The organism is Sulfitobacter sp. JL08, assembly GCF_003352045.1.
Classification (GTDB): Bacteria; Pseudomonadota; Alphaproteobacteria; order Rhodobacterales; family Rhodobacteraceae; genus JL08.
The window spans coordinates 3,406,502-3,431,299 of record NZ_CP025815.1 but is presented as its reverse complement, the minus strand read 5'-3'; the positions used below and the strand labels follow the sequence as shown (position 1 = coordinate 3,431,299).

Here is a 24,798-nt window from a genome sequence, read left to right as displayed (position 1 = left end):
TGGGCTTCAGGTCACAGACAACAACGGGAGGGCACCAGCTGAACATGCGCATCATCCGCCGACTTCAGCATGGTCCCCGCCAAGCCCTGTAAATCCGTTTGCAGGGCTGGCCCGGGAACACATACCCCACTGGTCCGCCTAAAACCGCGCTTTGCGGCGTTCTTTTTATGACCAGAGATCAACATGACACTTATCAACACAAATGCTTTGGGCGTGACCCTTGGCTTTCCCTTGTTTGCAGACCTGAACCTGACCATCTCAAAAGGCGACCGGATCGGGCTGGTGGCTGCGAACGGTCAGGGGAAATCAACATTGCTGGCCGTGCTGGCCGGAACCCTTGAAAACACCAGCGGCGATATAACCCGTGCGCGCGGATTGCGCGTTGCCCATGTCGCACAATACGTGCCCGAAGATGCCCTGAAGCTGACCTTTCATGAACTGGTGCTGGCCGCCTTGCCGCCGGAACAGGCCGATTATGAAAGCTGGCGGGTCGATGTGGTGCTGGATGAACTGACAGTGCCCTATGAACTGCACCACACGCTGCTAAGTGAACTGAGTGGTGGATGGCAGCGAACCGCACTGCTTGCCGCAGCTTGGATCACCGCGCCGGATGTTCTGTTGCTGGACGAGCCGACAAACCATCTGGATTTGCACCGCATCGCCTTGTTGCAAGATTGGCTGCGGGCCCTGCCGCGCGAAATGCCCGTTGTCATCACATCGCATGATCGCGCTTTTCTGGATGCCACGACCAACCGCACATTGTTCCTGCGGGCGGAACGGTCGCGGGTTTTTCAACTGCCGTTCACGGCTGCGCGCACCGCACTGGAAGAGGCCGACGCGGCAGATGCGCGCCGTTTTGCCAACGATCTGAACAAGGCGCAGCAATTGCGCAAACAGGCGGCAAAGCTGAAAAATATCGGCATCAATTCCGGTTCCGACCTGTTGGTGACCAAAACCAAACAACTGACAGAGCGCGCGGAAAAGATGGAGGCGGCGGCCAAACCGGCCCATCAGGACCGCAGTGCGGGCGACATCAGGCTGGTGAACAGCGGCACACACGCCAAGGCGCTGTTCACTTTCGAAGATGTTGCGGTTGAAACACCGGACGGGCGGCTGCTCTACCGCACCGGACGAAAGTGGCTTAGTCAGGGTGATCGCGTTGTGGTGCTGGGAGCCAACGGGACGGGCAAGACACAGCTTGTCCGGTTGATCTGGCAGGCGCTGAAAGGTGACAGCGACGTGATTAAATGCGCGCCATCGGTTGTGTCCGCCTATTCCGACCAGCATCTGAGCCAGTTGGATGATGCCGACACGCCAATGACAGCCGTTGCCGGACAGTTTGATGTGGGCGACCAGCGGGCACGTGGTTTGCTGGCCGGTGCGGGCGTGTCCATTGCGATGCAGGACACCAGGATCGGGGCATTGTCGGGCGGGCAGAAGGCACGACTGGCCATGCTGGTGTTACGGTTGAAGAACCCGAATTTCTATTTGCTGGACGAACCAACGAACCATCTGGACATTGAAGGGCAGGAGACGCTGGAAGCCGAACTGATTGCACACGGAGCATCCTGCCTGCTGGTCAGCCATGACCGCAGTTTCCTGCGAAACGTGGGCAACAGGTTCTGGTGGATCAAGCGCAACACGCTGATCGAAGTCGATGACCCCGAAGCGTTTCTGTCCCGGGAGATGGGCGGGGAATAGCGCGGGTACTGCCGCGTTGATAAATAAAAAAACGCTGCCGGGGTCAAACCTCGGCAGCGTTTGTTTCTTTGGTTATCGCGAGCGACGCCGCGACAGTTCTATTCCGCTGTCAAAAGCGGCGGCTTGTTACCGGACAGGCGCGGATTTTCCGGGCCTTCGATGGTCAGATGCAATTTGCCGTCTTTCAGGCCAACCTTGACCAGACCGCCTTTGGCAAGTTTGCCAAACAGCAGTTCTTCGGCCAGCGGTTTCTTGATGTTTTCCTGAATGACACGGCCCAGAGGACGCGCCCCCATTTTGTCATCATAACCCTTGTCGGCCAACCATTCCGCAGCGGGTTTGGTCAGTTCGATATGAACATTGCGATCCATCAGTTGCGCTTCGAGTTGCAGTACGAATTTCTCGACCACTTGCAGGATTACATCCTTGGGCAGCGGCGCGAAACTGATCACAGCGTCCAGACGGTTACGGAATTCCGGCGTGAACGTGCGTTCGATCGCGGCAGTGTCTTCGCCGGTGCGACGGTCACGGCCAAATCCGATGGCCTCTTTCGCCTGTTCTGCCGCGCCCGCATTTGACGTCATGATCAGAACGACATTCCGGAAATCCACCGTGCGACCGTTGTGATCGGTCAGTTTGCCGTGATCCATCACCTGCAACAGGATGTTATAGACATCCGGGTGGGCCTTTTCCATTTCGTCCAGCAACAATACGCAGTGCGGGTGCTGATCGACACCGTCGGTCAACATACCGCCCTGATCAAACCCGACATAACCGGGGGGCGCACCGATCAGGCGCGAAACGGCGTGTTTTTCCATGTATTCGGACATGTCAAAGCGCAGCAGTTCAACGCCCAGCACATCGGCCAGTTGTTTCGCCACTTCGGTTTTGCCTACACCCGTCGGCCCTGCGAACAGGTAGTTGCCAATGGGTTTTTCCGGTTCGCGCAGGCCCGCGCGGGCCAGTTTGATCGCGGATGACAATGCCTCGATCGCCTTGTCCTGTCCGAAAACCACGCGCTTCAACGATCCTTCCAGATCTTTCAGCACGGCGGCATCGTCTTTCGACACGTTTTTCGGCGGGATCCGGGCAATCTTGGCGACAACGGCCTCGACCTCTTTTGTGCCAATCGTCTTGCGCCGCTTTGCCGCGACCACGAGGTGCTGCGCTGCGCCGGCTTCGTCGATCACGTCGATTGCGCTGTCGGGCAGTTTGCGGTCGTTGATATAGCGTGCCGCCAGTTCGACACTCGTCTTGATGGCGTCGGCGGTGTATTTGACACCGTGATGTTCTTCGAAATAGGGCTTCAATCCTTTCAGGATTTTCACAGCATCCTCGACCGTTGGTTCGGACACGTCGATCTTCTGGAACCGGCGGCTAAGTGCGCGATCCTTTTCGAAATGCTGGCGGAACTCCTTGTAGGTGGTGCTGCCCATTGTACGCAGCTTGCCGCCCTGCAAGGCCGGTTTCAGCAGGTTGGACGCATCCATCGCGCCACCTGATGTTGCGCCCGCGCCGATCACCGTGTGGATTTCATCAATGAAAAGCACCGCGTCCTTGTGTCCTTCCAGTTCGGACACAACCGCTTTCAGCCGTTCTTCGAAATCGCCGCGATACCGTGTTCCGGCCAGAAGCGCGCCCATATCAAGCGAATAGATCGTTGTATTTGCCAGAACCTCGGGCGTTTCGCCGGACACGATTTTACGCGCCAGACCTTCGGCAATCGCGGTTTTGCCCACGCCCGGATCACCCACCAGAAGCGGGTTGTTCTTGCGGCGGCGGCACAACACCTGAATGCAACGTTCGACTTCGGCATCGCGACCGATCAGCGGATCAATGTCGCCTTCGCGGGACTTGGCGTTCAGATCAACGCAGTATTTCGCCAGCGCGCTTTCTTTTTGCTCGCCTTCCGTCACGCCCTGAGGCTCTTCTTCGGTTTCCGGCGCGCCCGAAACGGGCCGCGCTTCGCCGAACGCGGGATCTTTGGCAACGCCATGGGCGATGAAGTTCACCGCATCATACCGCGTCATGTCCTGTTCCTGCAGGAAGTACGCGGCATTGCTTTCACGTTCCGCGAATATCGCGACCAGAACATTCGCACCCGTTACTTCGGTACGACCCGAGGACTGGACGTGGATCGCCGCGCGCTGGATCACGCGTTGGAACGCGGCAGTCGGCACAGCTTCGGACCCGTCGATCTGGGTCACAAGGTTTGACAGATCATCGTCGATGAATTCGTTGAGTGTGGTACGCAGTTCGTCGATGTCGACGCTGCACGCTTTCATCACCCGCGTGGCATCGGGTTCGTCCAGCAGCGCCAGAAGCAAGTGTTCCAGAGTTGCGAATTCGTGACGCCGCGCGTTGGCCAGCGCCAAAGCGGAATGGATTGCCTGTTCTAGTGTATTCGAGAATGAAGGCACTTTGTGCTCCTCTTGTATTCTGGGCCGGGTAGGACTGTTTTGCGGTATCGCCCCGAACCAACCATGACCTCATACTGTTAGAGTTTGGTTGATCCGTTCCCGGCTTCAAGTTTTTTCTTTGGTTTTGCGGTAACAAAACACGTGATTGCGTCTTTTCTGTGCGTCAAAGACGCATCAAAATCGGTCTTTTCGTGCCCGAATTTCGGTAAAAACTGCTGCTGGATCTGCCCCTTGCATACCCAGATGGGCCTGCACGGATGGAACAGCGGCCCGAAGGAACGGGTTTGTAGCCAGTTCCAACGCCAAAGCCGAAGGCACGGTGGGAGTTTGGGCGGCACGGGCCGCGGTGATTGCTTCACTGCGAGATATAAGCGCGGGATTGTCGGGTTCAATGGTCAAAGCGAACGCGGCGTTGGCGGCAGTGTATTCGTGGCCTGAATAAACTATGGTTTCCGCAGGAAGTGCCGCCAGCTTGGACAGGCTGGCCCACATCTGCGGTCCGGTGCCTTCAAACAGACGCCCGCACCCCAGTGCCATAAGGCTGTCCGCGGTGAACACCGCCGCGCTTTGAGGAAAGTGAAAGGCGATGTGCCCTACGGTGTGGCCGGATACATTAATCACGTATCCGGTATCTGCGCCGATACGCACCGTGTCGCCTTCCGCGACTTCGATATTCAGGTCAGGCAGGCGATGGGAATCTGCCGCGGCGCCTATCACTTTTGCATCGGGGTAAGCGGCAAGCACCGCGCCCAACCCCTGCACGTGATCGTCATGGTGGTGCGTGATCAGGACATGGGTCAGTTTCCAGTTGCGTTGCGTCAATGCGGCCAGGATGGGCGCGGCTTCGGGAATATCGACCAGTGCGGTTTCGCCTGAAACCGGATCGTGGGCCAGAAACGCGTAATTGTCCTGCAAGCAGGGGATCGTGATGATATCAAGAGGCATGGTGTTTCGCCTTTTCGTTGCTACATTGAGGTCAGAGTGACGGAACCAAACGAAAGCTGCAATGCATCTTGATGTGCAAGACCTGCGGAATTTCTACTATCGCAGCGCTTTGGGGCGCGCGGCCCAAAAGGCTGTGCGCGACCGGATGCTGGAGTTCTGGCCCGAGGCCAAAGGGCAGACAGTTGCAGGGTTCGGTTTCGCCGCACCGTTGCTGCGTCCGTATCTGGCGGATGCGCGTCGCGTCACGGCGCTGATGCCAGCACCGCAAGGCGTTATGGCGTGGCCCGCAGGGATGCCCAATGTTGCAGTGCTGACCGAGGAAACATTGTGGCCGATCGAAACCGGGCACATTGACAAGCTAGTATTGATGCACGGGCTGGAAACTTCGGAACACCCATCCGAACTTCTTGAGGAATGTTGGCGCGTGCTGGGGCCGGGGGGCAAGGCGTTGTTTATCGTTCCGAACCGCGCCGGTCTTTGGTCGCGCAGTGACAAGACGCCGTTCGGGTTCGGGCGGCCATATACGCTGAGCCAGCTGGAAACGCAGTTGAAGAAACATCATTTTCTTCCCGAAACACATGGTGCGGCCCTTTATCAGCCACCGTCAACACGGCGATTCTGGCGCAAGGCGGCTGATCTTTGTGAACGGGTCGGGCGCAAGGCACCTGTTGCCATTGCCGGTGGTGTCTTGATGGTCGAGGCGACAAAGAGGGTGCACCCGCCGACCGGTACGGTGATCCGGGATACCGCGCGAAACGCGCTGGGCGTTCTGGAAGGGATGAAGGAACGGGCCCCCAAACCGGTTTGAGACTGGTGCGAAACAGGGCAAAGAATCGTATCAGGCCAGCGGGCGCGCCTGCTGACAGGGGATGCCGCTGATACGCACCAAACCGTCGAATCCTTGCGGATCGCAACAAAAAAACTTGCAAAATCTGTTGCGCAAACCGTCGCAGGCGGGCTAAAGCCCTTTTTTTATAGGGCGCAGAGCATTTTGATGTTATCGCTATACCATGTTGCGGGGTGAGGTTGGCTCTGCTACATCCACGCTGATTTTGACGCTTTGGTGGGTATCAGGGCGCGCTAACCTCCTCGGGCCGCGCATACAGTCGCGCGGAAAGGGGCCAGATGTCGGAAGGGTCGACGTGTCTGAACCAGCTTCGATTTCATCAAGCATCGCTTCACGCTATGCTGCAGCCGTTTTTGAACTTGCTACTGAATCCAAATCTATCGCCAAGATCGAATCCGATCTGACTGGCCTGAGTGATGCTTTGGCGGGCAGCGACGATTTCAACGCGCTGATACATTCGCCGATTTACACCCGCGATGAACAGACCGGCGCCATAGCCGCGATTGCCAAGAAGATGTCCCTGACACCATTGATGGCAAACACGCTGGCCGTGATGGCGCAAAAACGCCGGCTTTTCGTGCTGCCACAACTGGTGCAATCCCTGCGCAACCTGATCGCCGAAAGCAAAGGTGAAGTAGGCGCAGATGTGACAAGTGCAAAGGCGCTGACAAAGGCGCAAACAGACAAGCTTGCCAAAACGCTGAAAGCGCAATTTGGCAAAACCGTAAATATCAATGCGACCGTCGATGAAAGTCTGATCGGCGGTCTTGTCGTCAAGGTTGGTTCGAAAATGATCGATACGTCGATCCGTTCCAAACTCAATTCCCTCCAGAACGCAATGAAAGAGGTCGGATAAATGGGTATCCAAGCAGCAGAAATTTCTGCGATCCTGAAAGACCAGATCAAGAACTTTGGTCAAGAAGCAGAAGTCGCCGAAGTCGGCCGTGTGTTGAGCGTTGGTGACGGGATTGCCCGTGTCTACGGTCTGGATAACGTGCAGGCCGGTGAAATGGTCGAATTTCCCGGTGGCATTCAGGGCATGGCCCTGAACCTTGAAGCTGACAATGTCGGCGTTGTGATCTTCGGGTCCGATCGTGACATCAAGGAAGGCGACACCGTCAAGCGCACGAATTCCATCGTGGACGTTCCAATCGGTGACGAACTGCTGGGCCGCGTTGTGGATGGTCTGGGTAATCCGATCGACGGCAAGGGCCCGATCAAGGCGAAAAAACGTGGCGTTGCCGACGTGAAGGCGCCGGGTATCATCCCGCGCAAGTCGGTTCACGAACCGATGGCAACCGGATTGAAATCGGTTGACGCGATGATCCCGATTGGCCGTGGCCAGCGCGAACTTATCATTGGTGACCGTCAGACAGGTAAAACAGCCGTGGCGCTGGATACGATCCTGAACCAGAAGTCGATCAACGACGCTGCCGGAAAAGACGAAAGCAAGAAGCTTTACTGCGTTTATGTTGCGATCGGCCAAAAGCGGTCGACCGTGGCGCAGCTGGTCAAGAAGCTGGAAGAAACCGGCGCGATCAAATACTCGATCGTTGTGGCCGCAACCGCGTCCGAACCGGCACCGATGCAGTTTCTGGCACCCTATTCGGCAACAGCGATGGCCGAACATTTCCGCGACAATGGCCGTCATGCGCTGATCGTGTACGATGACCTGTCCAAACAGGCCGTGTCCTATCGCCAGATGTCCCTGCTGCTGCGCCGCCCGCCCGGCCGCGAAGCCTATCCGGGTGACGTTTTCTATCTTCACTCGCGTTTGCTGGAACGCTCGGCGAAACTGGGTGATGACGCGGGCAACGGATCGCTGACGGCGCTGCCGATCATTGAAACGCAAGGGGGTGACGTGTCGGCCTTTATTCCGACCAACGTGATTTCGATCACAGATGGTCAGATTTTCCTTGAAACCGAACTGTTCTATCAGGGCATCCGCCCGGCTGTGAACACTGGTCTGTCGGTTTCGCGTGTGGGATCTTCGGCACAAACCAACGCAATGAAATCTGTTGCGGGCCCGGTCAAGCTGGAACTGGCGCAATATCGTGAAATGGCGGCGTTCGCGCAGTTCGGTTCCGATCTTGATGCTGCGACACAGCAGTTGCTGAACCGTGGCGCGCGTCTGACAGAGCTGATGAAGCAGCCGCAGTATTCGCCGCTGACCAACGCAGAAATCGTCTGTGTGATCTTTGCCGGAACCAAAGGCTATCTTGATAAAATCTCGGTCAAGAATGTTGGTCGCTTCGAAGCGGGCCTGCTGGGGCACTTGCGTGGTAAGCACAAGGACCTTCTGGACATGATCACCAACGAAGACCCCAAAATCAAAGGGGACGTCGAGGACAAGATCAAGGCTGCGCTGGACGAATTCGCCGCTGACTTCGCTTAAGGGAGGGATGCAGGCCAATGCCAAGTCTTAAGGACCTTAAAAACAGGATCGAGTCGGTCAAATCGACCCGCAAGATCACCAAGGCGATGCAGATGGTTGCCGCGGCCAAGTTGCGCCGCGCGCAAGAGGCTGCGGAGCAGTCGCGCCCATACACGGAACGCTTTAATGCCGTGATGGGTGGCCTTGCGGCGTCTGTCGGGAAATCGGATAACGCGCCGCTGTTGTTGCGTGGAACGGGATCCGACCAGACGCACCTTCTGGTTGTGATGACGTCAGAGCGTGGGCTGTGCGGCGGGTTCAACACCAACATCGCCAAAATGGCTCGGGTGCGTGCGGGTGAATTGCTGCAACAAGGCAAGACCGTCAAGATCCTGACAGTCGGCAAAAAAGGCCGCGACCAGTTGAAACGCGAATATGGTTCACATTTTGTGGGCCATGTCGATCTGAGCGAAGTCAAACGTGTCGGCTATGTCGATGCGCAAAATATCGCCAAGGACGTACTGGCCCGTTTTGACGCCGGCGAGTTTGATGTGGCGACGATCTTTTTCTCAGAGTTCCAAAACGTTGTGACGCAGATTCCGACGCAAAAGCAGGTTATTCCCGCTGCGTTCGAAACGGATGCTGATGATGTTGCAACTGGGTACGAGTATGAACCCAGCGAAGAGGAAATTCTGGCCGATCTGCTGCCGCGCGGTGTTGCGACACAGATTTTTGCAGCCTTGCTTGAAAACGGGGCGTCCGAACAGGGCGCGCGGATGTCTGCTATGGACAACGCCACGCGCAACGCGGGCGAGATGATTGACAAGCTGACGATCCAATATAACCGGTCGCGTCAGGCTGTGATCACGAATGAACTGATTGAAATTATTTCGGGCGCGGAAGCGCTCTAACGAGAACCGGAGACAAACGACATGGCAAATGCAGTCGGAAAAATCACCCAAGTTATCGGCGCCGTCGTCGACGTGCAGTTTGGCGATCATCTGCCAGAGATTCTGAACGCCCTGACCACCGACAACAACGGCAAGACGCTTGTGCTGGAAGTGGCGCAACACCTTGGTGAAAACACAGTGCGCACGATCGCGATGGACGCCACAGAAGGCTTGGTGCGCGGTCAGAAAGTAACCGACACGGACGGTCCGATTTCGGTGCCGGTCGGAAACGCGACCCTGGGCCGCATCCTGAACGTTGTTGGCGAACCCGTGGATGAACAAGGTCCGGTCAAGTCGAAAGAAACACGTTCGATTCACCAGGACGCCCCCGCATTTTCTGAACAGGCGACTGAATCGCTGGTTCTGGCCACTGGGATCAAGGTGATTGACCTGCTGGCCCCCTACGCAAAGGGCGGAAAAATCGGCCTGTTTGGTGGTGCCGGTGTGGGCAAAACGGTTCTGATCATGGAACTGATCAACAACATCGCCAAAGTGCACTCGGGCTTTTCCGTGTTCGCGGGTGTTGGTGAACGGACCCGTGAAGGCAACGACCTTTATCACGAGATGATCGAATCCGGCGTTATCGTTCCGGACAATCTTGAAGAGTCCAAAGTGGCGCTGGTCTACGGCCAGATGAACGAGCCTCCCGGAGCGCGGATGCGTGTGGCCCTGACGGGTCTGACGCTGGCGGAACAGTTCCGCGACCAGTCGGGAACCGACGTTCTGTTCTTCGTGGACAACATCTTCCGCTTTACGCAGGCGGGTTCCGAGGTTTCGGCCCTGCTTGGCCGTATTCCTTCTGCGGTTGGATACCAGCCAACGCTGGCCACCGACATGGGTGCGATGCAGGAACGTATTACATCGACCAAGGCCGGTTCGATCACATCCGTGCAAGCCGTTTACGTGCCTGCGGATGACCTTACCGACCCGGCGCCGGCAACTTCGTTTGCGCACCTTGATGCGACAACGGTTCTGTCGCGTGCGATTTCCGAACTTGGTATCTACCCCGCGGTTGACCCGCTGGATTCCACGTCGCGTCTGATGGACCCTGCTGTTGTTGGTGAAGAACATTACGGCGTTGCCCGTGACGTTCAGGGTATCCTGCAGCGCTACAAATCCCTGCAGGATATCATTGCGATCCTGGGCATGGACGAACTGAGCGAAGAAGACAAACTGACCGTTGCACGCGCGCGGAAAATTCAGCGTTTCCTGAGCCAGCCGTTCGACGTGGCCAAGGTGTTTACCGGTGCAGACGGCAAACAGGTGCCGCTGGAAGAAACCATTCAGTCGTTTAAAGCGGTTGTGGCCGGCGAATATGATCACCTGCCCGAAGGTGCCTTCTATATGGTTGGCGGCATCGAGGAAGTGATTGCAAAAGCCGAAAAAATGGCGGCTGACGCCGCTTAAGGAGAGCTGAACCGATGGCAGACACAATGCAATTCGATCTGGTGTCACCAGAGCGCCGCCTTGCGTCGCTTCAGGTTGCATCGGTGCAAATTCCCGGCGCGGACGGGGACATGACGGCGATGCCGGATCATGCGCCCGTCATCACCACGTTGCGTCCCGGTGTTCTGAGCGTGAACGGCCCGTCGGGCACGACCGAATATCTTGTGACCGGCGGCTTTGCGGAAATCTCTTCCGAAGGCGCTTCGGTGCTTGCTGAAAAGGCGATGGAGGTCTCCGAAGTCAAGGCGGCGGATATCGATGCGCTGGTCGCGGAAGCCACTGAAAGTGCGGCCGGATTGTCTGGTGAAGCCAAGGATGCGGCGGATAAGTTGCTGGCGGATCTGGCAGCTTTGCGGACAGCGGTGGGCGTTTAAGCGCTGACCGGGTATGCAGCCCTGTAACAGTTTCAAGGCCCTGCCGGTTGCGGCGGGGCCTTTTGTTATTGCGGATGCGAGTTGTATCGAATTGTTGAAAATGCGATTTTTGTGCAAAGATAATCAGGAACATTGACATGAAGACCCTTCTGAAAAAAGCTGTGCCACCTTCTCTCAAGCGGTATGCCGCGGAAAGAAAGCGATCACACGCGCGGGCAGCGTTGAAACGGATTTCAGCACGGGGTGTGACAGTGAAAACCGTGATTGATGTGGGTGCATCCGATGGGCGGTGGTCCCTGGCCGCCATGGATTATTTTCCCGACGCAAACTATCTTCTGGTCGAAGCAAATCCGGTGCATCAGCCAGCGCTGGAAACCTTTTGTCGCGTACATGCGCAGGCTAATACGAACTTGCCGCCGCGAGTGATAAGACGGGGACGCTCCGTTTCGACGGGAGCGTTCCGTTTGGAGGGTCGGCTGATCCGGAAAATCCGGAAACGGCCATTGAAGTAAAGGCCGTGCGTCTGGATGATTTCGCAGCTCCGAACGGGCCATATGAAGCCCCGTTCTTCCTGAAGCTGGACACCCACGGGCACGAAGTCCCTATTCTAGAAGGCGCTGAAAACGTGCTGGCCAAGGCTTCACTGGTCGTGATCGAAGTGTATTGTTATCAGCTTACCCCCACATCACTGCTGTTTGACGAAATGGTGGCCTATATGCGGGCCAAGGGCTTTGGGGTGGTCGATATGTCCGATCCTTTGTGGCGCCCGCAAGACAAATGTTTCTGGCAGATTGACCTGTATTTCGAACCGCTGACGATGCCGTATTTGCAGAAAAACACATACGTATAAGGCTGTTTCACGCTGGTACGCTATTTTTCAGGCGTGATAGTTCCGCGAAACATACCTTTTTAAAGGCCCAATTTTGTCCAAATCCGCGGATAATCTGGCGGTCGGGCAATGATTGACTGGTTTTATGAAACGATTGCGCAACCACCTGGTTGGTATCGATCAGGGTGAAACGGCTATGTTCTCGGAGTTTGAGAACGGAGGCACCATGTGGACCGGAACCGGCCCGCGTGAGCGCCGCAAAACCGTTGCGTTTTCGGAAAGTTTCCGTGTCCCCCCCGCGGTTCATGTTTCGATTTCGCTGTGGGATGTGGACGCGGAACAGAATATCCGTGCTGACTTATCCGCCGACAACATCACCGAAATCGGGTTCGATCTGGTGTTTCGTACATGGGCCGACACCCGTGTCGCGCGCATCCGGGCCGCCTGGATGGCGATGGGCGAGTTGGCGCATGCGGATGATTGGGAACTGTACTAGGGCAAGGCGTGCAATTCCCACTCAGCTGACCAGTGCTTGTCTTCCAAGAACCCCTCCACTAAGTTTTGATCATGTGTTTTCGGCGAGGGGCTGAACATTTTGGATTTTTACAAGAATTTTGCATTCTTCGGCGATTTTCTGCGTCCTGTTCAAACTGATAAGCCATTGATCCGGGTGGGCGATTTCAAGGATGGTGGATATCTCGTACCAAACGATTTCTCAGGTATTTCGGCGTGTTACTCCCCCGGTGTTTCCGCGCAATCTTCTTTTGAATTCGATATCGCCAAACACGGAATCCCATCATTCATGGCAGATGCTTCGGTTGATGCGCCGCCGATTGATGTACCGGGCGGGCAGTTTGTAAAAAAGTTTCTGGGACCCGAGGATGACGGTGAATTCATGTCGCTTGCGAGTTGGGTGAACCAGACCGATCCGGACTCCGACTCTGATCTACTGCTGCAAATGGATATAGAAGGCGCGGAATACAAAACACTGGCGGCAACGCCAGCGGAAGTCTTGCAAAGGTTCAGGATCATCGTGATCGAGTTGCATCATATCCCTTCAAGCCTGACAAAGCCTGCCTTTTTCAACCGGGCAAAGGCGATGATTGATGCGCTTTCCCCCGATTTCCAGTCGGTTCATCTGCATCCCAACAATGTGTCAGGTGTTGTGGAAATTGAAGCGGTTCAAATTCCCCGAGTCGTGGAAGCCACATTTCTGCGCCGTGACCGCGTTGTCAACGCACGGCCCGTATCAGGGTTGCCTAATGCGCTGGATTGTCGGCACAACCCGCATCGTCCTGCGTTAACACTACCCCAAGAATGGATATCTCAACCGACCGGTTGATAAACCGGGCCTTCGTCTAGCCGAGCGCGTACATTCCGTCATAAATCGGCTCAAGCGTTTCGGCATCAAACAAGGATGAGACAGACGTTCCGTTCCAGATGTTCAGGATCGCCTGCGCGAACAGGGGGGCGGTGGGCACGATACGGATGTTTGCGGCGCTTTTTACCGCTGCCGTGGGCTGAATAGAGTCGGTGATAACCAGAGATTTCATTACCGAATTTGTCACACGTTCCACAGCGGGTCCGGACATGACACCGTGCGTGATATAGGAATGCACTTCCTTCGCGCCGTTTTCCAACAGCACTTCGGCCGCCTTGCACAGCGTTCCGGCCGTGTCGCACATGTCATCTACGATCAGGCATACCTTGTCTTTCACGTTGCCGATTACCGTCATTTCAGCGATTTCGCCGGGTTTTTCGCGGCGTTTGTCAACGATCGCCAGCGGCGAATTGATCCGCTTGGCCAGTTCCCGCGCGCGGGCCACGCCGCCCACATCCGGGGACACAACGGCCAGATCGTCCATCCGGCCTTTGAACTGCGTCTGGATATCCAGCGCAAAAATGGGGGACGCATAAAGGTTATCGACCGGAATATCGAAAAACCCCTGAATCTGTGCCGCGTGCAGATCCATCGTCAGTACCCGTTCAATTCCCGCCTCGACCAGCATGTTCGCAACCAGTTTCGCAGAAATCGGCGTGCGTGCCTTGGTGCGTCTGTCCTGGCGGGCATATCCGAAATAGGGCAGAACAGCAGTAATGCGCGCTGCCGAAGACCGGCGCAGCGCATCTGACATGATCAGCAGTTCCATCAGATTGTCATTGGCTGGGTTCGAGGTCGGCTGAATGATGAACATATCCTCGCCGCGCACGTTTTCGTACACTTCGACAAATATTTCGCCGTCATTGAACCGTTCAACGCGGGCATCGACCAGCCCGACATTGGACCCGCGATACATGCTCATGCGGCGGGCGATGGCTTTGGCCAGAGGCAGGTTTGCATTCCCCGCGATCATCTTGGGTTCGACTATGGCTGGCATTTGATGGATTCCCCGTGGCAGCGGTGGTTATGTGACAGAATCGTGATGTTGACACCGCTTAGCACGGCCTTACGGTCCGTCCAAGATTTAGGGGAGCAAGAGAGACAAGATGGCCCATATAGATTACTTTTTCGCAACGATTTCGCCCTTCACCTATCTGTCCGGTACAAGACCGGCCGAAATCGCTGAAAAACACGGCGCAACCATCACGTACAAGCCGCTGGATATCATGAGGCTGTTTGCGCGCACCGGTGGCATCCCGCCCAAGGACCGGCATATCTCGCGTCAGGAATACAGGTTGCAGGAAATCCCGCGCCGCGCTGCGCGTGCGGGCAAACCGATCAATCCCAAGCCAGCGTTCTGGCCGACCAATCCGGCACCTTCGTCTTATGCGATCATTGCAGCGCAATCGGCAGGCGGTGGTGATCTTTCAAAACTGGTTGCGTCGCTGACAGCCGCCTGTTGGGCCGAAGAAAAAGACGTGGCACAGGATGATGTGATCAAGGCCTGTTTGTCAGAGGCGGGGTTTGATCCGTCGCTTGCTGACAGCGGGTTGCTGGCAGGGGCGGAAACTTATGCCGCCAATCTGGAAGAGGCGGTGAACCGCGGGGCGTTCGGCGCGCCGTTTTTCATCACCGATGATGATCAGCGGTTCTGGGGCGAAGACCGTCTGGATGATCTGGAAGCGCATCTGGCTGCACGCGGCTGATGCCAACGGGTGAATTGGGCGGGCATCCCGCCTATTGGCATATGTACCCTGACGGGCCACGCGATGTTCTGGCGATACATTGCTCGCTGGCGCATTCGGGGGCGTGGACTGGACTGGCGCAGCAGTTGCAGGACATCGCATCAATCACCGCCTACGATCTGCCGATGCACGGACGATCGGGCGACTGGGATGGTCATTCAGACCTGCATGATGTTGCGACCGAAATGGGCGCGGCAATGCTGACGCACGGGATGGACCTTGTCGGCCATTCCTTCGGCGCGACGGTCGCCCTGCGGCTGGCAACGCTTTTCCCTGATCGGGTGCGCAGTCTGACATTGGTTGAACCGGTGTTTTTTGCGGCGGCCAAGGCGATCGCCCCGGACGCTTATGACGCCTATATCGCAGAAGAGCGGGCCATGTTTGGCAATCTGGACGCCAACAAAGAAAGTGTGACGCGCAATTTTGTGCGGGCGTGGGGGGATGGGCGGCGCTGGTTTGATCTGCCGGCCCAGACACGGTCTTACCTGTGTGATCGGATCATCTTTATCCCGGCGACAAACAACAGCCTGAACCTCGATGTTCACGGTCTGCTTGCCCCCGGTGTGATCGAACGGGCGGCGATGCCCGCGCTGCTGGTTCAAGGGGCTGCTGCCCATCCGATCATGGATGTGATTTGTCAGGCTCTGGCGCAGCGATTGCCGGATGCAACGCGCGTCACAATTCCGGGGGCAGGGCATATGGCCCCGATCACCCATGCAGGTCTGGTCGCAGATTCAATCCGTGACCTGTTCTCGCACGCGCCCTAACCCTTCAATATGTCCACGAACCGGTCGATCTGGTCATGTGTGATCGACCAGTCGCAGACCAGTCGCGCGGTCAGCAACTCTTCGGGATCATTTCCGTCAAGCTGGCCTTCCCAGACATAATAGATGGCCCCGGCATCGTGCAGACGCTGGTGCGCTGCACGTGGAAAATCGGCAAAAATCATATTGGCCTGCGGTTCATACAGCAGTTGCGCACCCGCATTGGCTAACCCGTTGGCCAAACGCGCGCAATTGGCATTGGCCGCGCGCGCACTGTCCAGCCACAGATCATCGCGCAAATAGGCTGCCATCTGCGCCGACAGGTAGCGATGTTTGGAAAACAGATGCGCGCCGCGCTTGCGCCGCAATTCGAATTCCCACGCCTTGGAAGGATCGAACAGGATCACCGCCTCGACCCCCATAAGGCCGTTCTTGGTGCCGCCAAAGCTGACCACGTCCACACCGGCCTTCCACGTCATGTCGGCGGCGCTGCACCCCAGCGCAACCTGTGCGTTGGCGAAACGCGCGCCGTCCAGATGTACCGGCACATCAAACGATTTTGCCACATCGCACAGCGCTCTGATCTCATCCAGAGTGTATACCGATCCACGTTCGGTCACTTGTGTGATCGAAACCGGCCCGCGTTGTGCGCCGTGCACGCCACGTGTTTCTTCGCGCCCGATGGCCGCGTTCAGGGCCTGTGCGCTCATCTTGTCGCGATCGCCGACAAGGGTCAGCTTGGCCCCGCCGGAATAGAACTCCGGCGCGTTGCACTCGTCTTCCTGAATATGGGCCACGGGCGAACAGAACACGGTTTGCCAGGGTTGGCCAATCGTGGCCAGCGCGATGGAATTGGCGGCCGTTCCGGTGGCCACCAGATAGATCGCGGCCTCTGGCGCTTCGAAGATTTCGCGCAGGCGGGTGCGCACGTCCTGCATGATGGGATCGGCACCATACGGCTTTGCAAAGCCTTCATTGGCTGTGGCCAGTGCGTCCATAACCTGTGGATGCACGCGCCCCGCGTTGTCAGATGCAAAAAACATCAGGTCGGCTCCTCGATAATATAGTCTTCCCACTCGTCTTCGGGGGTTTCAAACTCGCTGACCGTGATGTCCTGCGCGGATACGCCGGCATCATGAACGGTTTGGGGGTCACCCGAAATCAGGGGATGCCAGTCAAACAACGGTTTACCCTCCCACAATAGTCTGTAGGCGCAGGTTTGTGGCATCCAGTAGGCGTGCGTATCCAGATTGTCCGGTTTCAGAACAATGCATTCCGGCACGAACTGGTGGCGGATATCATATTGCGCGCATCGGCATGTCTCGTCATCAAACAAACGGCAGGCGACGCGCGTCAGAGCAACCTCGCCTGTGTCTTCGTCTTCAAGTTTGTTGAGACAGCATTTGCCGCAACCGTCACACAGCGCCTCCCATTCGGGCTGTGTCATCCGGTTCAGGGGTTTGAACTCCCAGAACCGCCTGGCCAGCCCGTCGCGTTCGATCGGGTCTTTCATAAGGCGTCCAGAATGCTACGCGCCCGGGCACAGTCCGCTTTCATCTGGTCTGTCAGCGCGTCAAGTGAATCGAATTTCTGTTCGCCACGCAGGTATTCGACCAGAGCGACTGAAAGATGTGCACCATATAAATCACCGGAGAAATCGAACAGAAACGTTTCCAGATTGGCGCGGTTTTCCCCGAACATCGGGCGCACGCCAAGGGACGCCGCGCCTTTATATTCGCCCTTGTGAGGGCCATCCAGAACATCCACCAGAACCGCATAAACGCCATATGCAGGCGGGTGCAGCCCGTCGATCGACATATTGGCCGTGGGATATCCCAGATCACGCCCACGCTGTTCCCCGCTGATGACGGGGCCTTCGATGCGATGCCAGTGCCCCAGCATGGCTGCCGCGTCGCGTGGCCGTGCATCGCTTAGCGCCTGACGGATCGCCGTGGATGACACGCGCGCAACGCCCTGCTGGATCAGCGGCGAAATCGTCACGCCAAATCCCATGTCCTGCCCGAACCGCACCAGATCCTGCGCATTGCCGGCCCTGCCTTTGCCAAAACAGAAATCCGGTCCGACGATGATATGGCACAGGCCCAGACCGTCACAGATCACGTTGCGGGCAAATTCTTCGGGGCTCAGCCCGGCAAGTCCGGCGTTAAAGTTCAATTCATACAGCAGATCGACGCCCAGTTTTTCCAACCGGCTTGCGCGCGCCTCGCTGCCCATCAATCGAAACGGCTTAGCGTCCGGGGCAAAGAAAGCACGCGGATGCGGTTCAAACGTCACAATACCCAGTGGCGCATCAGGCACAGTTTTTCTGGCAAGATCGATAACCGCCTGATGGCCCAGATGGACACCGTCAAAATTGCCGATAGCGGCACAGGCGCCGCGATCCTGCGGCTCGACAAATTGATAATCCCGGACAATTCTCATGGCGCTTGGGTAGCCGCCTGTTTGCACGGACGCAAGACGCAGTTGCACCCGGGTGCGTCATCGCACGGCGCCATTTTCATCTTTTCATAAATACTTGTTCCTTACGCAGCCCGGATCGGGACGCGCGGTGTGGAACGCCGGGGCCGGATCAGTCGAACTTGCGCGACGGTGCCAGAACGGTGGCCTCGCCGATCAGAACCTTTTTGCCGTCAACCAGACAGCGGCAATCCAGTTTGACGCGGCGCTTTGAAAAGTCGATATCGATCACTTCCACCTCGGCTTGAACCCTGTCGCCGGGGCGGACAGGTGCCAGAAATTTCAGGGTCTGGCCCATGTAAACCGTGCCGTGACCCGGCAATTGTTCTCCGATCACCGCAGAAATCAGGCCAGCCGTCAGCATGCCATGCGCAATCCGTCCCTCAAATATCGTATCCTGAGCGTATTCATCATCCAGATGAACCGGATTACGGTCTGTCGATACTTGTGCGAACAGTTCAATGTCATGGTCGGTCACGACCTTCTGCAACGAGCGGATCATGCCCATTTCAATGTCTTCGATACAGATCGTGCCGCGGGGCATGTTGTCCAACATATCGCCCTCCTGAATTCCGAAAGTAATATTAGGGCCTGTTTTGGGGCCGATTGCGTAACTTTATTACTTTGCAGATGCAGAAAGGCAAGCTTTTTTTGACTACCGCAGTTTTCCGATTGCATAGGTCGGATTGGACATTTCCTTTTCAAGATAAGCGGTTAGCGCATCCGGGTCCGGCTGGTGCGACGTTTTGGTTTCTATGGCCGCCAGCCCGCCAGTGATGAAAAGAGAATCGATATCTTCACCCATTGCGCCACGAATATCGGTCAGAATGCCGTCTCCGATGCCCAGAATCGCGTTGTCGCGGGGCAAATTCCCGATTTCGGCCAGTCTGCGGCGGGCCAGATCGTAGATTGGTGGGTGGGGTTTGCCGAAATACAGGCTTTCGCCGCCCATTTCGGTGTAAAGCTGCGCCAATGCTCCGGCGCACCATTCGCGCACTTCACCCCGATCCACGACGATATCAGGGTTTGCGCACAAAAGTTTCAGACCTTTTTGCTTTGCGTACAGAAAGTCGGGGCGGTTCACATCCGGGTCGGCCATCGGGTCGAACGGTCCGCAACATACAATCCCGTCGGCCTGATCCAGCGGGACGCGTTTTATGTCGACAGGATTGTCCAATAGATGGATCGGTTCGAAAAATGCAGCATCTCTGTCCCATTCACCCATGAAATAGACATTTTTGCCAACCGCACCCTGAAACATCGCCGATCGCGCGGAATCCCCGGATGTTGCAATGGTGTCCCAGGCATCATCGGGCACGCCGAAGGATTTCATCTGGCTTGCGACACCAGCGCGGGGTTTGGGCGAATTTGTGACCAGAACAACAGCGCCCCCTTTGGCGCGATACGCCTGCAATGCCGCAACAGCCTCGGGCAACGCTTTCACGCCATCATGAACGCACCCCCACAGATCCACAAACAGGGCCTCATAAGTGTCAGAGATGTCGGACAGGGCAGAGATAATCTGGGTCATTCAAACCTCGGGATTTGGACAAAGGGGAAGGCGCCTGTTCTGCATAAAAGAACCATCAGGCCGGGGCCACCAGAAATATCCCGCCCGGACCACATGGGGCGCATTTGGAACACTGGCGATGTTTTGCGCAGGGAGCGGTCATACGGACTCTTCAAAAATGGGGCGTGTCGTGGCAGACTGTTGTCAATAAGCCAAAAAGGCAGCAGGCATTGGAACAGACGTATCCGAAAGGCTGGTTTGATGTCGCGCCAGAGGCATATGCCGATCTGGGTGCGATGCTGTATTTGTCGGGTCTGACAAAAACCCATAACAAACGGTCTTTGACACAGGCGATTTACGCTTTTGAAACGCCGCTGCGCCTGCGCCAGTATCATATCTTTCGACAAAACGGGTTTCCGCGCGGGTTCGTAACGTTTGCAGGCCTGTCGGATGATGCGGAGCGGAAGTATGCGATCGAAGGCAAGCCTTTGACCGACAAGGATTTCGCCAGCGGTTCGTCCTTCTGGATCGTGGATATGGTCGCGCCTTTTGGTCAGATCCGTCAAATTGTTGACATACTGAAGCGTGAAATTCCCCACGAAAGAGTCCGTACCAATCGAATGGACAGTGACCTGACGCGCGAACGGATCGTCGAGTGGACCAGAACAGAAGACGGAACGGTACACATGCATCTTTACAAGAAAGCGGCGTTCAAACGTTTGCTGGATCGCGGGGCGTGATCTGATGGTATCGGTAGCCCCGCCTGGCGCGATTGATATCGATATCACCGGTGACAGCACCGGGTTTGTCACGGGTGAGCCACCCAATGACGCGACCGGCGATCTTGACGCCACTGTCACGTTCAATAATCCCGGTTGGAGCCTGTGGTTCACCACATGGGATATTTCCGATGACCCCGGGATCGGGACGGCCACGATCGATGGCACGACCGGCGAATGGACTTATGTCGTTGATCCGGTCGAGTTTGACGCATTGGACAACGGAGAGATCGTTTCAGACACGTTTGAAGTCACGTTCACGGCCTTTGCATTCCCGCCGGGGGGCGGGATCAACAACCAGACGGAAACGTTGCTGGTCACAGTGACGATCGAGGGCGTATGCTTTTGTGCGGGAACGCTTATCGACACACCGTCCGGGGCCGTTGCGGTTCAGGATTTGAATGTCGGGGATCTGGTGGCCACGGTTGACCACGGCCCACAACATGTCCGGTGGATCGAAAGCAGTGCTGTATCGGTTCAGGACCTGAATGAAAAAACGGCGCTGCGCCCGGTCCGGATTGCAGCGGGCGCGTTAGGGGCCGGGGTGCCGCAACGTGATCTTTTTGTGTCCCAGCAGCACCGCATTCTAATGGCGGGGCCGGCAGTAGAGTTGTTGTTTGGCGAAGCCGAAGTGCTGGTGCCGGCGAAAAGCCTGATCAACTGGCCTGAGATCGAGATTGTCACGCCCGTTACACCTGTTGAATACTTTCACATCTTGCTGGACCGTCACGAGGTGTTGTTGGCCGAAGGGGCCAAAGCCGAGAGCCTGTATTTGGGCGAAGAGGCGCTGAGTGCGATGGGGTCCGAAGGATTGCAGGAACTGGCGGCAATCTTTGCCGATACCCCCGGTGCGATGCCCACCGGATTTGGCGCAGCGGCGCGGAAAATGCTTAAGGAATTTGAGGCCGCAATGCTTCAGCCGGTTTAAGACCTGTTGGTTGCCGCAGCAAAAAGGGCGCGCCGATCAAATCATGCACGCCCCGTTTGTCTGCATTGAAAGGTTAAACCTTCAGGTTCGGGATAATCTGTTTCTTGCGGCTCATGATCCCCGGAAGAACTACGCTGTCGCCGGTTGCATCCGCGTTAAAGCTTTTCTTGGCGACATTGCGCACCAGATCATTGGGTACCAAAAGCGTTGCTTCTTCGTTCAGGATATCGACAACAAACAGCAACACCTGATCGGCGCCGTCTTCCTGTGCGACACCTGTCATCGCGGCCATCAGCGCATTCTTGCGGTCAAGAACCATTTGGGGCGAAGTGGTTTCCAGAACCGATACGCGGAACTGTTTTCCGCCAACTTCGTATTCCTTGGAATCCATGCGCAGCAATTCCGCTTCGGAAAAGGAAGAAACGTCCGATTTCGCCGCGAACATTTCGGCCGCGTATTCGGGGATCGACAGGCCAAGATCAGCGGCAAGCGACTCAGCCAGCGCCTTGTCAGTCGGCGTTGTTGTCGGGCTGCGGAATTCAAGAGTGTCTGACAGGATACAGGTCAGCATGGCGCCTTTGGCCCAGTCGGGCATCTTGGCGGCGTCATCCCCCATCAGATCGTGCATCAGCGTGGCGGTGCAGGCCAGCGGACGGATGGTGATATCAATCGGGCCTTTGGTTTCCAGCCCGCCGACCAGTTTGTGATGGTCGATGATTGCCAGAATGTCGGCATCGTTGATGTTGTCGGGCAATTCGGCGGGGTTGTTGGTGTCTACGATCACCACCGGTGTGTCGGCTTTCAGATCCGACATGATCGCCGGTTTTGGAAGATCCCAGCGTTTCAGCATGAACGCGGCCTCTGTATTGGGTTCGCCCAACAGGACAGCTTCGGCCTTTTCGCCCTTGATTTCGTTCAGATACCAGGCCCAGATAATCGGGCTGCCGGTGCTGTCTGTGTCTGGGGATTTGTGTCCGAATACTTGGATGGTCATAACGTGTGTTCCTGAAATAAGGGTCGGATTTGGCCGCCTTATACGGGGGCGAAATCAGGTTGTCACGGTGTGGATGGGGACAAATGGACGCTGCCCGCAACATCGCCTAGTCTGCCGTGTATGAACCGCGAAAGTGATCTCTATCCGCCGATTAAGGCTCTGCTAGAACGGCAGGGTTATACCGTCAAGGGCGAAGTCGGGGCGGCGGATCTGGTGGCGCGGCGCGGCGATGACCCGCCTGTCATCGTCGAATTGAAATTGCGGTTCAGTCTGAGCCTGTTTCATCAGGCCATTGCCCGCCTGGCCATCACGGATCAGGTGTATCTGGGGGTGCCCAAACCCAGTGGCAAAACCGCCAAGCGTGCCACCAAGGACAATCTGGCGCTTTGCCGCCGATTGGGGCTTGGCCTGATTGTCGTGCGCGATGGCAAGCGGGCCGAAGTGTTATGCGACCCAGGGCCTTACGCACCGCGCAAGTCAAGGAAACGCACGAACCGCCTGTTGAAAGAGTTTGACCGGCTGGACGGGGACCCCAACGCAGGCGGGGCCACGCGGTTCGGTATCGTCACCGGATACAGACAAGAAGCGCTGCGCTGTGCGGCCCATCTGGCAGAGCATGGACCCAGCAAGGGATCGGATGTGGCCCGTGCCGTGCAGGTGTCTGTGGCAACGCGGATCATGGCCGACAACCATTACGGCTGGTTCGAACGGGTGCGCACGGGTGTTTACCGGCTTACCGATCAAGGCGCGGACGGGTTAAAACACTGGGCCTATAGCTGGGGCGATGATGGCGTTGATTAAAACGTCTGACGCGTCAGGGCGTAACCTGCGTTTTCCAGCAATTGCAGAACGCCATTTTCGCCCATGAGGTGCGCGCCGCCAACGGCAACAACAATCAAATCGCCTGATGCCCCCTCAATTATTGGCATCCATGCGGCATTACGCTGGATCAGCAACAGGTCTTCCAGTTCGCCGAACAGCGCGTCAACCTCGGCTGTTGGCAGGTCAAGTAGGGTGTGGGCCAGATAACGCGAAAACTCCCATGCTTCTGCGGGGCTTTGTTCGAAATAGGTTTCCTTGAGAGTGAAAAGAGCATCTTCGGACACTTGATCCGGCATCACGCTCAGGGTCAGCATCCTGATCTGTTCTTCCAGCGTGTCGCCATTGAACAAGCCGAACAGCATATCGAACGGTTCCAGCGCGCGCATCGGCACGTTGGCTGCGGTTGCGATATCACCGATCATATGATCAAGACCGCGCGCCCCTGCGACAGCCTCTTGCATGGCGCAACCGGGAATGCCCATCAGCAAAGACAGATACCATGGCTGGAATTTCGAGGCCATGAACGGCGGGATGCGACGGGATGCTGCCGCTGCGGACAAGCGTTGCCAATCTTCTTCCGGCATCAGTTCGGGCAGGGTGGGGCCGTCGGTCAGAAAAACCAGCGCAGGATTTGTGGTGATCGCCGCTTGCAGTTTCTTTTCTTCTTCCGGCGTCGCTTCAAGCAGGATCAGGTCTGCGCTTTCGATCAGGGGCCGCAATCCGTCCATCACCGGTTCCAGCCGAGGATCATAGACATGGATGGTGCCGATCACATGGACTGTCCGCGCGTCTTTGACCGCACGCCAGTGATTGCCGGTGGCAAACGGGATGTTCTGGACGTTGCGGGCCAGATCATCGGCTTCGCCTTGGGGCATCTGCAAGCGCAAGTCGCCTCCGCCACATTGTGCGGCAGCGATCAAAGGCACAGCCAGAAACAGCAGTGTCACGGCAAAACGAAAGATCATGGCAATTCCTTGAAATTCAACGAACTCAAGGCTACGTGCGAAGATAACAAAGCTCAACAGAAAGCAATGTTGAACTTGTTCAAATTTTTGTCGCTCGCAGCTTGACTCGGGCCTCCGGCATCCTTAGCTACACCTCGTTATCACTCGCATGGGGTGAGTGATAACGGCCCTTCGGACTGCGAAGGGTCAATGGGAGAAACTTTGAGCCTTAAGGAGCTGCAAAGATGGCATTGAAACCGCTTCATGACCGTGTGCTGGTTCGCCGCACAGAAAGCGAAGAGAAAACCAAGGGCGGATTGATCATCCCCGATAGCGCAAAAGAAAAGCCCAGCGAAGGCGAAGTTGTCGCCACAGGCGAAGGCGCGCGCAAAGACAGCGGCGAACTGATCGAAATGGCTGTAAAAGCCGGTGACAAAATCCTGTTCGGCAAATGGTCGGGCACCGAGGTCACACTCGACGGCGAAGAGCTGCTTATGATGAAAGAAAGCGACATCATGGGGATCATCTCCTAAGTCGCGCACCTTCTATTCAATGAAACACTAGACA

The 24,798-nt window shown here is 56.7% G+C and carries 25 protein-coding genes and 1 pseudogene; 16 read left to right on the top strand and 10 right to left on the bottom strand.

What is annotated here, in order from left to right; genetic code table 11:
* Positions 1–183: 183 nt before the first annotated feature.
* Entirely contained in the window at positions 184–1,701 is a 1,518-nt protein-coding gene (locus C1J05_RS16935; protein ID WP_114871276.1) for an ABC-F family ATP-binding cassette domain-containing protein, read from the top strand.
* A 98-nt stretch (positions 1,702–1,799) separates the two neighbouring features.
* Here the strand turns inward: C1J05_RS16935 and clpA are convergent, their stop codons facing one another.
* The gene (gene clpA, locus C1J05_RS16930) at positions 1,800–4,121 is read right to left on the bottom strand and encodes an ATP-dependent Clp protease ATP-binding subunit ClpA (protein ID WP_114871275.1); all 2,322 of its coding nucleotides are present in this window, start codon (positions 4,119–4,121) and stop codon (positions 1,800–1,802) included.
* Positions 4,122–4,295: 174 nt separating this feature from the next.
* A complete protein-coding gene (gene gloB, locus C1J05_RS16925) occupies positions 4,296–5,066 on the bottom strand; it encodes a hydroxyacylglutathione hydrolase (protein ID WP_114871274.1) in 771 nt (256 codons plus the stop codon).
* Positions 5,067–5,127: 61 nt separating this feature from the next.
* On the opposite strand from gloB, the gene C1J05_RS16920 reads away from it, so the two are divergent.
* The 9 genes and pseudogenes from C1J05_RS16920 to C1J05_RS16875 all read left to right on the top strand — a co-directional run bounded on the left by C1J05_RS16920 (position 5,128) and on the right by C1J05_RS16875 (position 13,228).
* Entirely contained in the window at positions 5,128–5,874 is a 747-nt protein-coding gene (locus tag C1J05_RS16920) for a class I SAM-dependent methyltransferase (RefSeq protein ID WP_114871273.1), read from the top strand.
* A 334-nt stretch (positions 5,875–6,208) separates the two neighbouring features.
* On the top strand, positions 6,209–6,769 hold the full coding sequence (locus tag C1J05_RS16915) for a F0F1 ATP synthase subunit delta (protein WP_114871272.1): 561 nt from the start codon (positions 6,209–6,211) through the stop codon (positions 6,767–6,769).
* Positions 6,770–8,308: a F0F1 ATP synthase subunit alpha gene (gene atpA, locus C1J05_RS16910; RefSeq protein ID WP_114871271.1), complete on the top strand. Its 1,539-nt coding sequence runs from the start codon at positions 6,770–6,772 to the stop codon at positions 8,306–8,308.
* Between the two features lie 17 nt (positions 8,309–8,325).
* The gene (locus tag C1J05_RS16905) at positions 8,326–9,198 is read left to right on the top strand and encodes a F0F1 ATP synthase subunit gamma (RefSeq protein ID WP_114871270.1); all 873 of its coding nucleotides are present in this window, start codon (positions 8,326–8,328) and stop codon (positions 9,196–9,198) included.
* A gap of 21 nt (positions 9,199–9,219) precedes the next feature.
* Positions 9,220–10,644 carry a F0F1 ATP synthase subunit beta gene (atpD, locus tag C1J05_RS16900; RefSeq protein WP_114871269.1) on the top strand — a complete coding sequence of 475 codons (1,425 nt, stop codon included), beginning with the start codon at positions 9,220–9,222 and terminating at the stop codon, positions 10,642–10,644.
* A 14-nt stretch (positions 10,645–10,658) separates the two neighbouring features.
* A complete protein-coding gene (locus C1J05_RS16895; protein WP_114871268.1) occupies positions 10,659–11,057 on the top strand; it encodes a F0F1 ATP synthase subunit epsilon in 399 nt (132 codons plus the stop codon).
* A gap of 472 nt (positions 11,058–11,529) precedes the next feature.
* Positions 11,530–11,907: pseudogene (locus C1J05_RS16885) on the top strand (FkbM family methyltransferase); the annotation flags it as partial.
* Between the two features lie 124 nt (positions 11,908–12,031).
* A complete protein-coding gene (locus tag C1J05_RS16880; protein WP_114871265.1) occupies positions 12,032–12,382 on the top strand; it encodes an H-type lectin domain-containing protein in 351 nt (116 codons plus the stop codon).
* A 99-nt stretch (positions 12,383–12,481) separates the two neighbouring features.
* Positions 12,482–13,228: an FkbM family methyltransferase gene (locus C1J05_RS16875; RefSeq protein ID WP_114871264.1), complete on the top strand. Its 747-nt coding sequence runs from the start codon at positions 12,482–12,484 to the stop codon at positions 13,226–13,228.
* A gap of 16 nt (positions 13,229–13,244) precedes the next feature.
* Here the strand turns inward: C1J05_RS16875 and C1J05_RS16870 are convergent, their stop codons facing one another.
* Positions 13,245–14,264, bottom strand: coding sequence for a ribose-phosphate pyrophosphokinase (locus tag C1J05_RS16870; RefSeq protein WP_114871263.1), 1,020 nt, complete (start codon positions 14,262–14,264; stop codon positions 13,245–13,247).
* Positions 14,265–14,373: 109 nt separating this feature from the next.
* Here C1J05_RS16870 and C1J05_RS16865 point away from each other — a divergent pair, with 109 nt between their 5' ends.
* Together C1J05_RS16865 and C1J05_RS16860 are read left to right on the top strand one after the other, a co-directional pair.
* On the top strand, positions 14,374–14,973 hold the full coding sequence (locus C1J05_RS16865) for a 2-hydroxychromene-2-carboxylate isomerase (protein WP_114871262.1): 600 nt from the start codon (positions 14,374–14,376) through the stop codon (positions 14,971–14,973).
* A complete protein-coding gene (locus C1J05_RS16860; protein WP_254684634.1) occupies positions 14,973–15,779 on the top strand; it encodes an alpha/beta fold hydrolase in 807 nt (268 codons plus the stop codon). Before C1J05_RS16865 ends, C1J05_RS16860 begins: the two co-directional genes overlap by 1 nt.
* On the opposite strand, the gene C1J05_RS16855 is transcribed toward C1J05_RS16860, so the two are convergent.
* The 5 genes from C1J05_RS16855 to C1J05_RS16835 all read right to left on the bottom strand — a co-directional run bounded on the left by C1J05_RS16855 (position 15,776) and on the right by C1J05_RS16835 (position 19,785).
* Positions 15,776–16,819: a threonine aldolase family protein gene (locus C1J05_RS16855; RefSeq protein WP_114871261.1), complete on the bottom strand. Its 1,044-nt coding sequence runs from the start codon at positions 16,817–16,819 to the stop codon at positions 15,776–15,778. The two genes, C1J05_RS16860 and C1J05_RS16855, sit on opposite strands and share 4 nt — an antisense overlap.
* Positions 16,819–17,289, bottom strand: a complete 471-nt coding sequence (locus C1J05_RS16850; protein WP_114871260.1) for a YcgN family cysteine cluster protein — start codon at positions 17,287–17,289, stop codon at positions 16,819–16,821. Before C1J05_RS16850 ends, C1J05_RS16855 begins: the two co-directional genes overlap by 1 nt.
* The gene (locus C1J05_RS16845; RefSeq protein ID WP_114871259.1) at positions 17,286–18,218 is read right to left on the bottom strand and encodes a bifunctional riboflavin kinase/FAD synthetase; all 933 of its coding nucleotides are present in this window, start codon (positions 18,216–18,218) and stop codon (positions 17,286–17,288) included. Before C1J05_RS16845 ends, C1J05_RS16850 begins: the two co-directional genes overlap by 4 nt.
* A gap of 148 nt (positions 18,219–18,366) precedes the next feature.
* Positions 18,367–18,810 carry a MaoC family dehydratase gene (locus C1J05_RS16840; RefSeq protein ID WP_114871258.1) on the bottom strand — a complete coding sequence of 148 codons (444 nt, stop codon included), beginning with the start codon at positions 18,808–18,810 and terminating at the stop codon, positions 18,367–18,369.
* Positions 18,811–18,909: 99 nt separating this feature from the next.
* Positions 18,910–19,785 carry a TIGR01459 family HAD-type hydrolase gene (locus C1J05_RS16835; RefSeq protein WP_114871257.1) on the bottom strand — a complete coding sequence of 292 codons (876 nt, stop codon included), beginning with the start codon at positions 19,783–19,785 and terminating at the stop codon, positions 18,910–18,912.
* Between the two features lie 209 nt (positions 19,786–19,994).
* On the opposite strand from C1J05_RS16835, the gene C1J05_RS16830 reads away from it, so the two are divergent.
* Both C1J05_RS16830 and C1J05_RS16825 read left to right on the top strand, forming a co-directional pair.
* Entirely contained in the window at positions 19,995–20,504 is a 510-nt protein-coding gene (locus tag C1J05_RS16830) for a toxin-activating lysine-acyltransferase (RefSeq protein WP_114871256.1), read from the top strand.
* Positions 20,505–20,508: 4 nt separating this feature from the next.
* Positions 20,509–21,471, top strand: a complete 963-nt coding sequence (locus C1J05_RS16825; RefSeq protein WP_114871255.1) for a Hint domain-containing protein — start codon at positions 20,509–20,511, stop codon at positions 21,469–21,471.
* A gap of 73 nt (positions 21,472–21,544) precedes the next feature.
* Here C1J05_RS16825 and C1J05_RS16820 read toward each other — a convergent pair whose 3' ends face one another.
* Positions 21,545–22,465 carry a manganese-dependent inorganic pyrophosphatase gene (locus tag C1J05_RS16820; protein ID WP_114871254.1) on the bottom strand — a complete coding sequence of 307 codons (921 nt, stop codon included), beginning with the start codon at positions 22,463–22,465 and terminating at the stop codon, positions 21,545–21,547.
* A gap of 120 nt (positions 22,466–22,585) precedes the next feature.
* Between C1J05_RS16820 and C1J05_RS16815 the strand changes: the two genes are divergently transcribed.
* Positions 22,586–23,266, top strand: a complete 681-nt coding sequence (locus C1J05_RS16815) for a DUF2161 domain-containing phosphodiesterase (RefSeq protein ID WP_114871253.1) — start codon at positions 22,586–22,588, stop codon at positions 23,264–23,266.
* Here the strand turns inward: C1J05_RS16815 and C1J05_RS16810 are convergent.
* A complete protein-coding gene (locus tag C1J05_RS16810; RefSeq protein ID WP_114871252.1) occupies positions 23,263–24,252 on the bottom strand; it encodes a TraB/GumN family protein in 990 nt (329 codons plus the stop codon). The genes C1J05_RS16815 and C1J05_RS16810 overlap by 4 nt on opposite strands.
* Positions 24,253–24,476: 224 nt before the next feature.
* On the opposite strand from C1J05_RS16810, the gene groES reads away from it, so the two are divergent.
* Positions 24,477–24,764, top strand: a complete 288-nt coding sequence (gene groES / locus C1J05_RS16805) for a co-chaperone GroES (RefSeq protein WP_114871251.1) — start codon at positions 24,477–24,479, stop codon at positions 24,762–24,764.
* Positions 24,765–24,798: the final 34 nt, after the last annotated feature.

Excerpts from the sequence above, each read along its gene's own strand:
- C1J05_RS16850 (WP_114871260.1), bottom strand. The coding sequence starts at position 17,289 with ATGAAAGACCCGATCGAACGCGACGGGCTGGCCAGGCGGTTCTGGGAG.
- C1J05_RS16895 (WP_114871268.1), top strand. The coding sequence starts at position 10,659 with ATGGCAGACACAATGCAATTCGATCTGGTGTCACCAGAGCGCCGCCTT.
- C1J05_RS16880 (WP_114871265.1), top strand. The coding sequence starts at position 12,032 with ATGAAACGATTGCGCAACCACCTGGTTGGTATCGATCAGGGTGAAACG.
- C1J05_RS16840 (WP_114871258.1), bottom strand. The coding sequence starts at position 18,810 with ATGTTGGACAACATGCCCCGCGGCACGATCTGTATCGAAGACATTGAA.
- C1J05_RS16860 (WP_254684634.1), top strand. The coding sequence starts at position 14,973 with ATGCCAACGGGTGAATTGGGCGGGCATCCCGCCTATTGGCATATGTAC.
- C1J05_RS16920 (WP_114871273.1), top strand. The coding sequence starts at position 5,128 with ATGCATCTTGATGTGCAAGACCTGCGGAATTTCTACTATCGCAGCGCT.
- C1J05_RS16865 (WP_114871262.1), top strand. The coding sequence starts at position 14,374 with ATGGCCCATATAGATTACTTTTTCGCAACGATTTCGCCCTTCACCTAT.
- C1J05_RS16905 (WP_114871270.1), top strand. The coding sequence starts at position 8,326 with ATGCCAAGTCTTAAGGACCTTAAAAACAGGATCGAGTCGGTCAAATCG.
- C1J05_RS16815 (WP_114871253.1), top strand. The coding sequence starts at position 22,586 with ATGAACCGCGAAAGTGATCTCTATCCGCCGATTAAGGCTCTGCTAGAA.
- C1J05_RS16820 (WP_114871254.1), bottom strand. The coding sequence starts at position 22,465 with ATGACCATCCAAGTATTCGGACACAAATCCCCAGACACAGACAGCACC.
- atpA (WP_114871271.1), top strand. The coding sequence starts at position 6,770 with ATGGGTATCCAAGCAGCAGAAATTTCTGCGATCCTGAAAGACCAGATC.
- gloB (WP_114871274.1), bottom strand. The coding sequence starts at position 5,066 with ATGCCTCTTGATATCATCACGATCCCCTGCTTGCAGGACAATTACGCG.
- C1J05_RS16845 (WP_114871259.1), bottom strand. The coding sequence starts at position 18,218 with ATGAGAATTGTCCGGGATTATCAATTTGTCGAGCCGCAGGATCGCGGC.
- C1J05_RS16870 (WP_114871263.1), bottom strand. The coding sequence starts at position 14,264 with ATGCCAGCCATAGTCGAACCCAAGATGATCGCGGGGAATGCAAACCTG.
- C1J05_RS16935 (WP_114871276.1), top strand. The coding sequence starts at position 184 with ATGACACTTATCAACACAAATGCTTTGGGCGTGACCCTTGGCTTTCCC.
- C1J05_RS16855 (WP_114871261.1), bottom strand. The coding sequence starts at position 16,819 with ATGTTTTTTGCATCTGACAACGCGGGGCGCGTGCATCCACAGGTTATG.
- atpD (WP_114871269.1), top strand. The coding sequence starts at position 9,220 with ATGGCAAATGCAGTCGGAAAAATCACCCAAGTTATCGGCGCCGTCGTC.
- C1J05_RS16810 (WP_114871252.1), bottom strand. The coding sequence starts at position 24,252 with ATGATCTTTCGTTTTGCCGTGACACTGCTGTTTCTGGCTGTGCCTTTG.
- C1J05_RS16825 (WP_114871255.1), top strand. The coding sequence starts at position 20,509 with ATGGTATCGGTAGCCCCGCCTGGCGCGATTGATATCGATATCACCGGT.
- groES (WP_114871251.1), top strand. The coding sequence starts at position 24,477 with ATGGCATTGAAACCGCTTCATGACCGTGTGCTGGTTCGCCGCACAGAA.
- C1J05_RS16835 (WP_114871257.1), bottom strand. The coding sequence starts at position 19,785 with ATGACCCAGATTATCTCTGCCCTGTCCGACATCTCTGACACTTATGAG.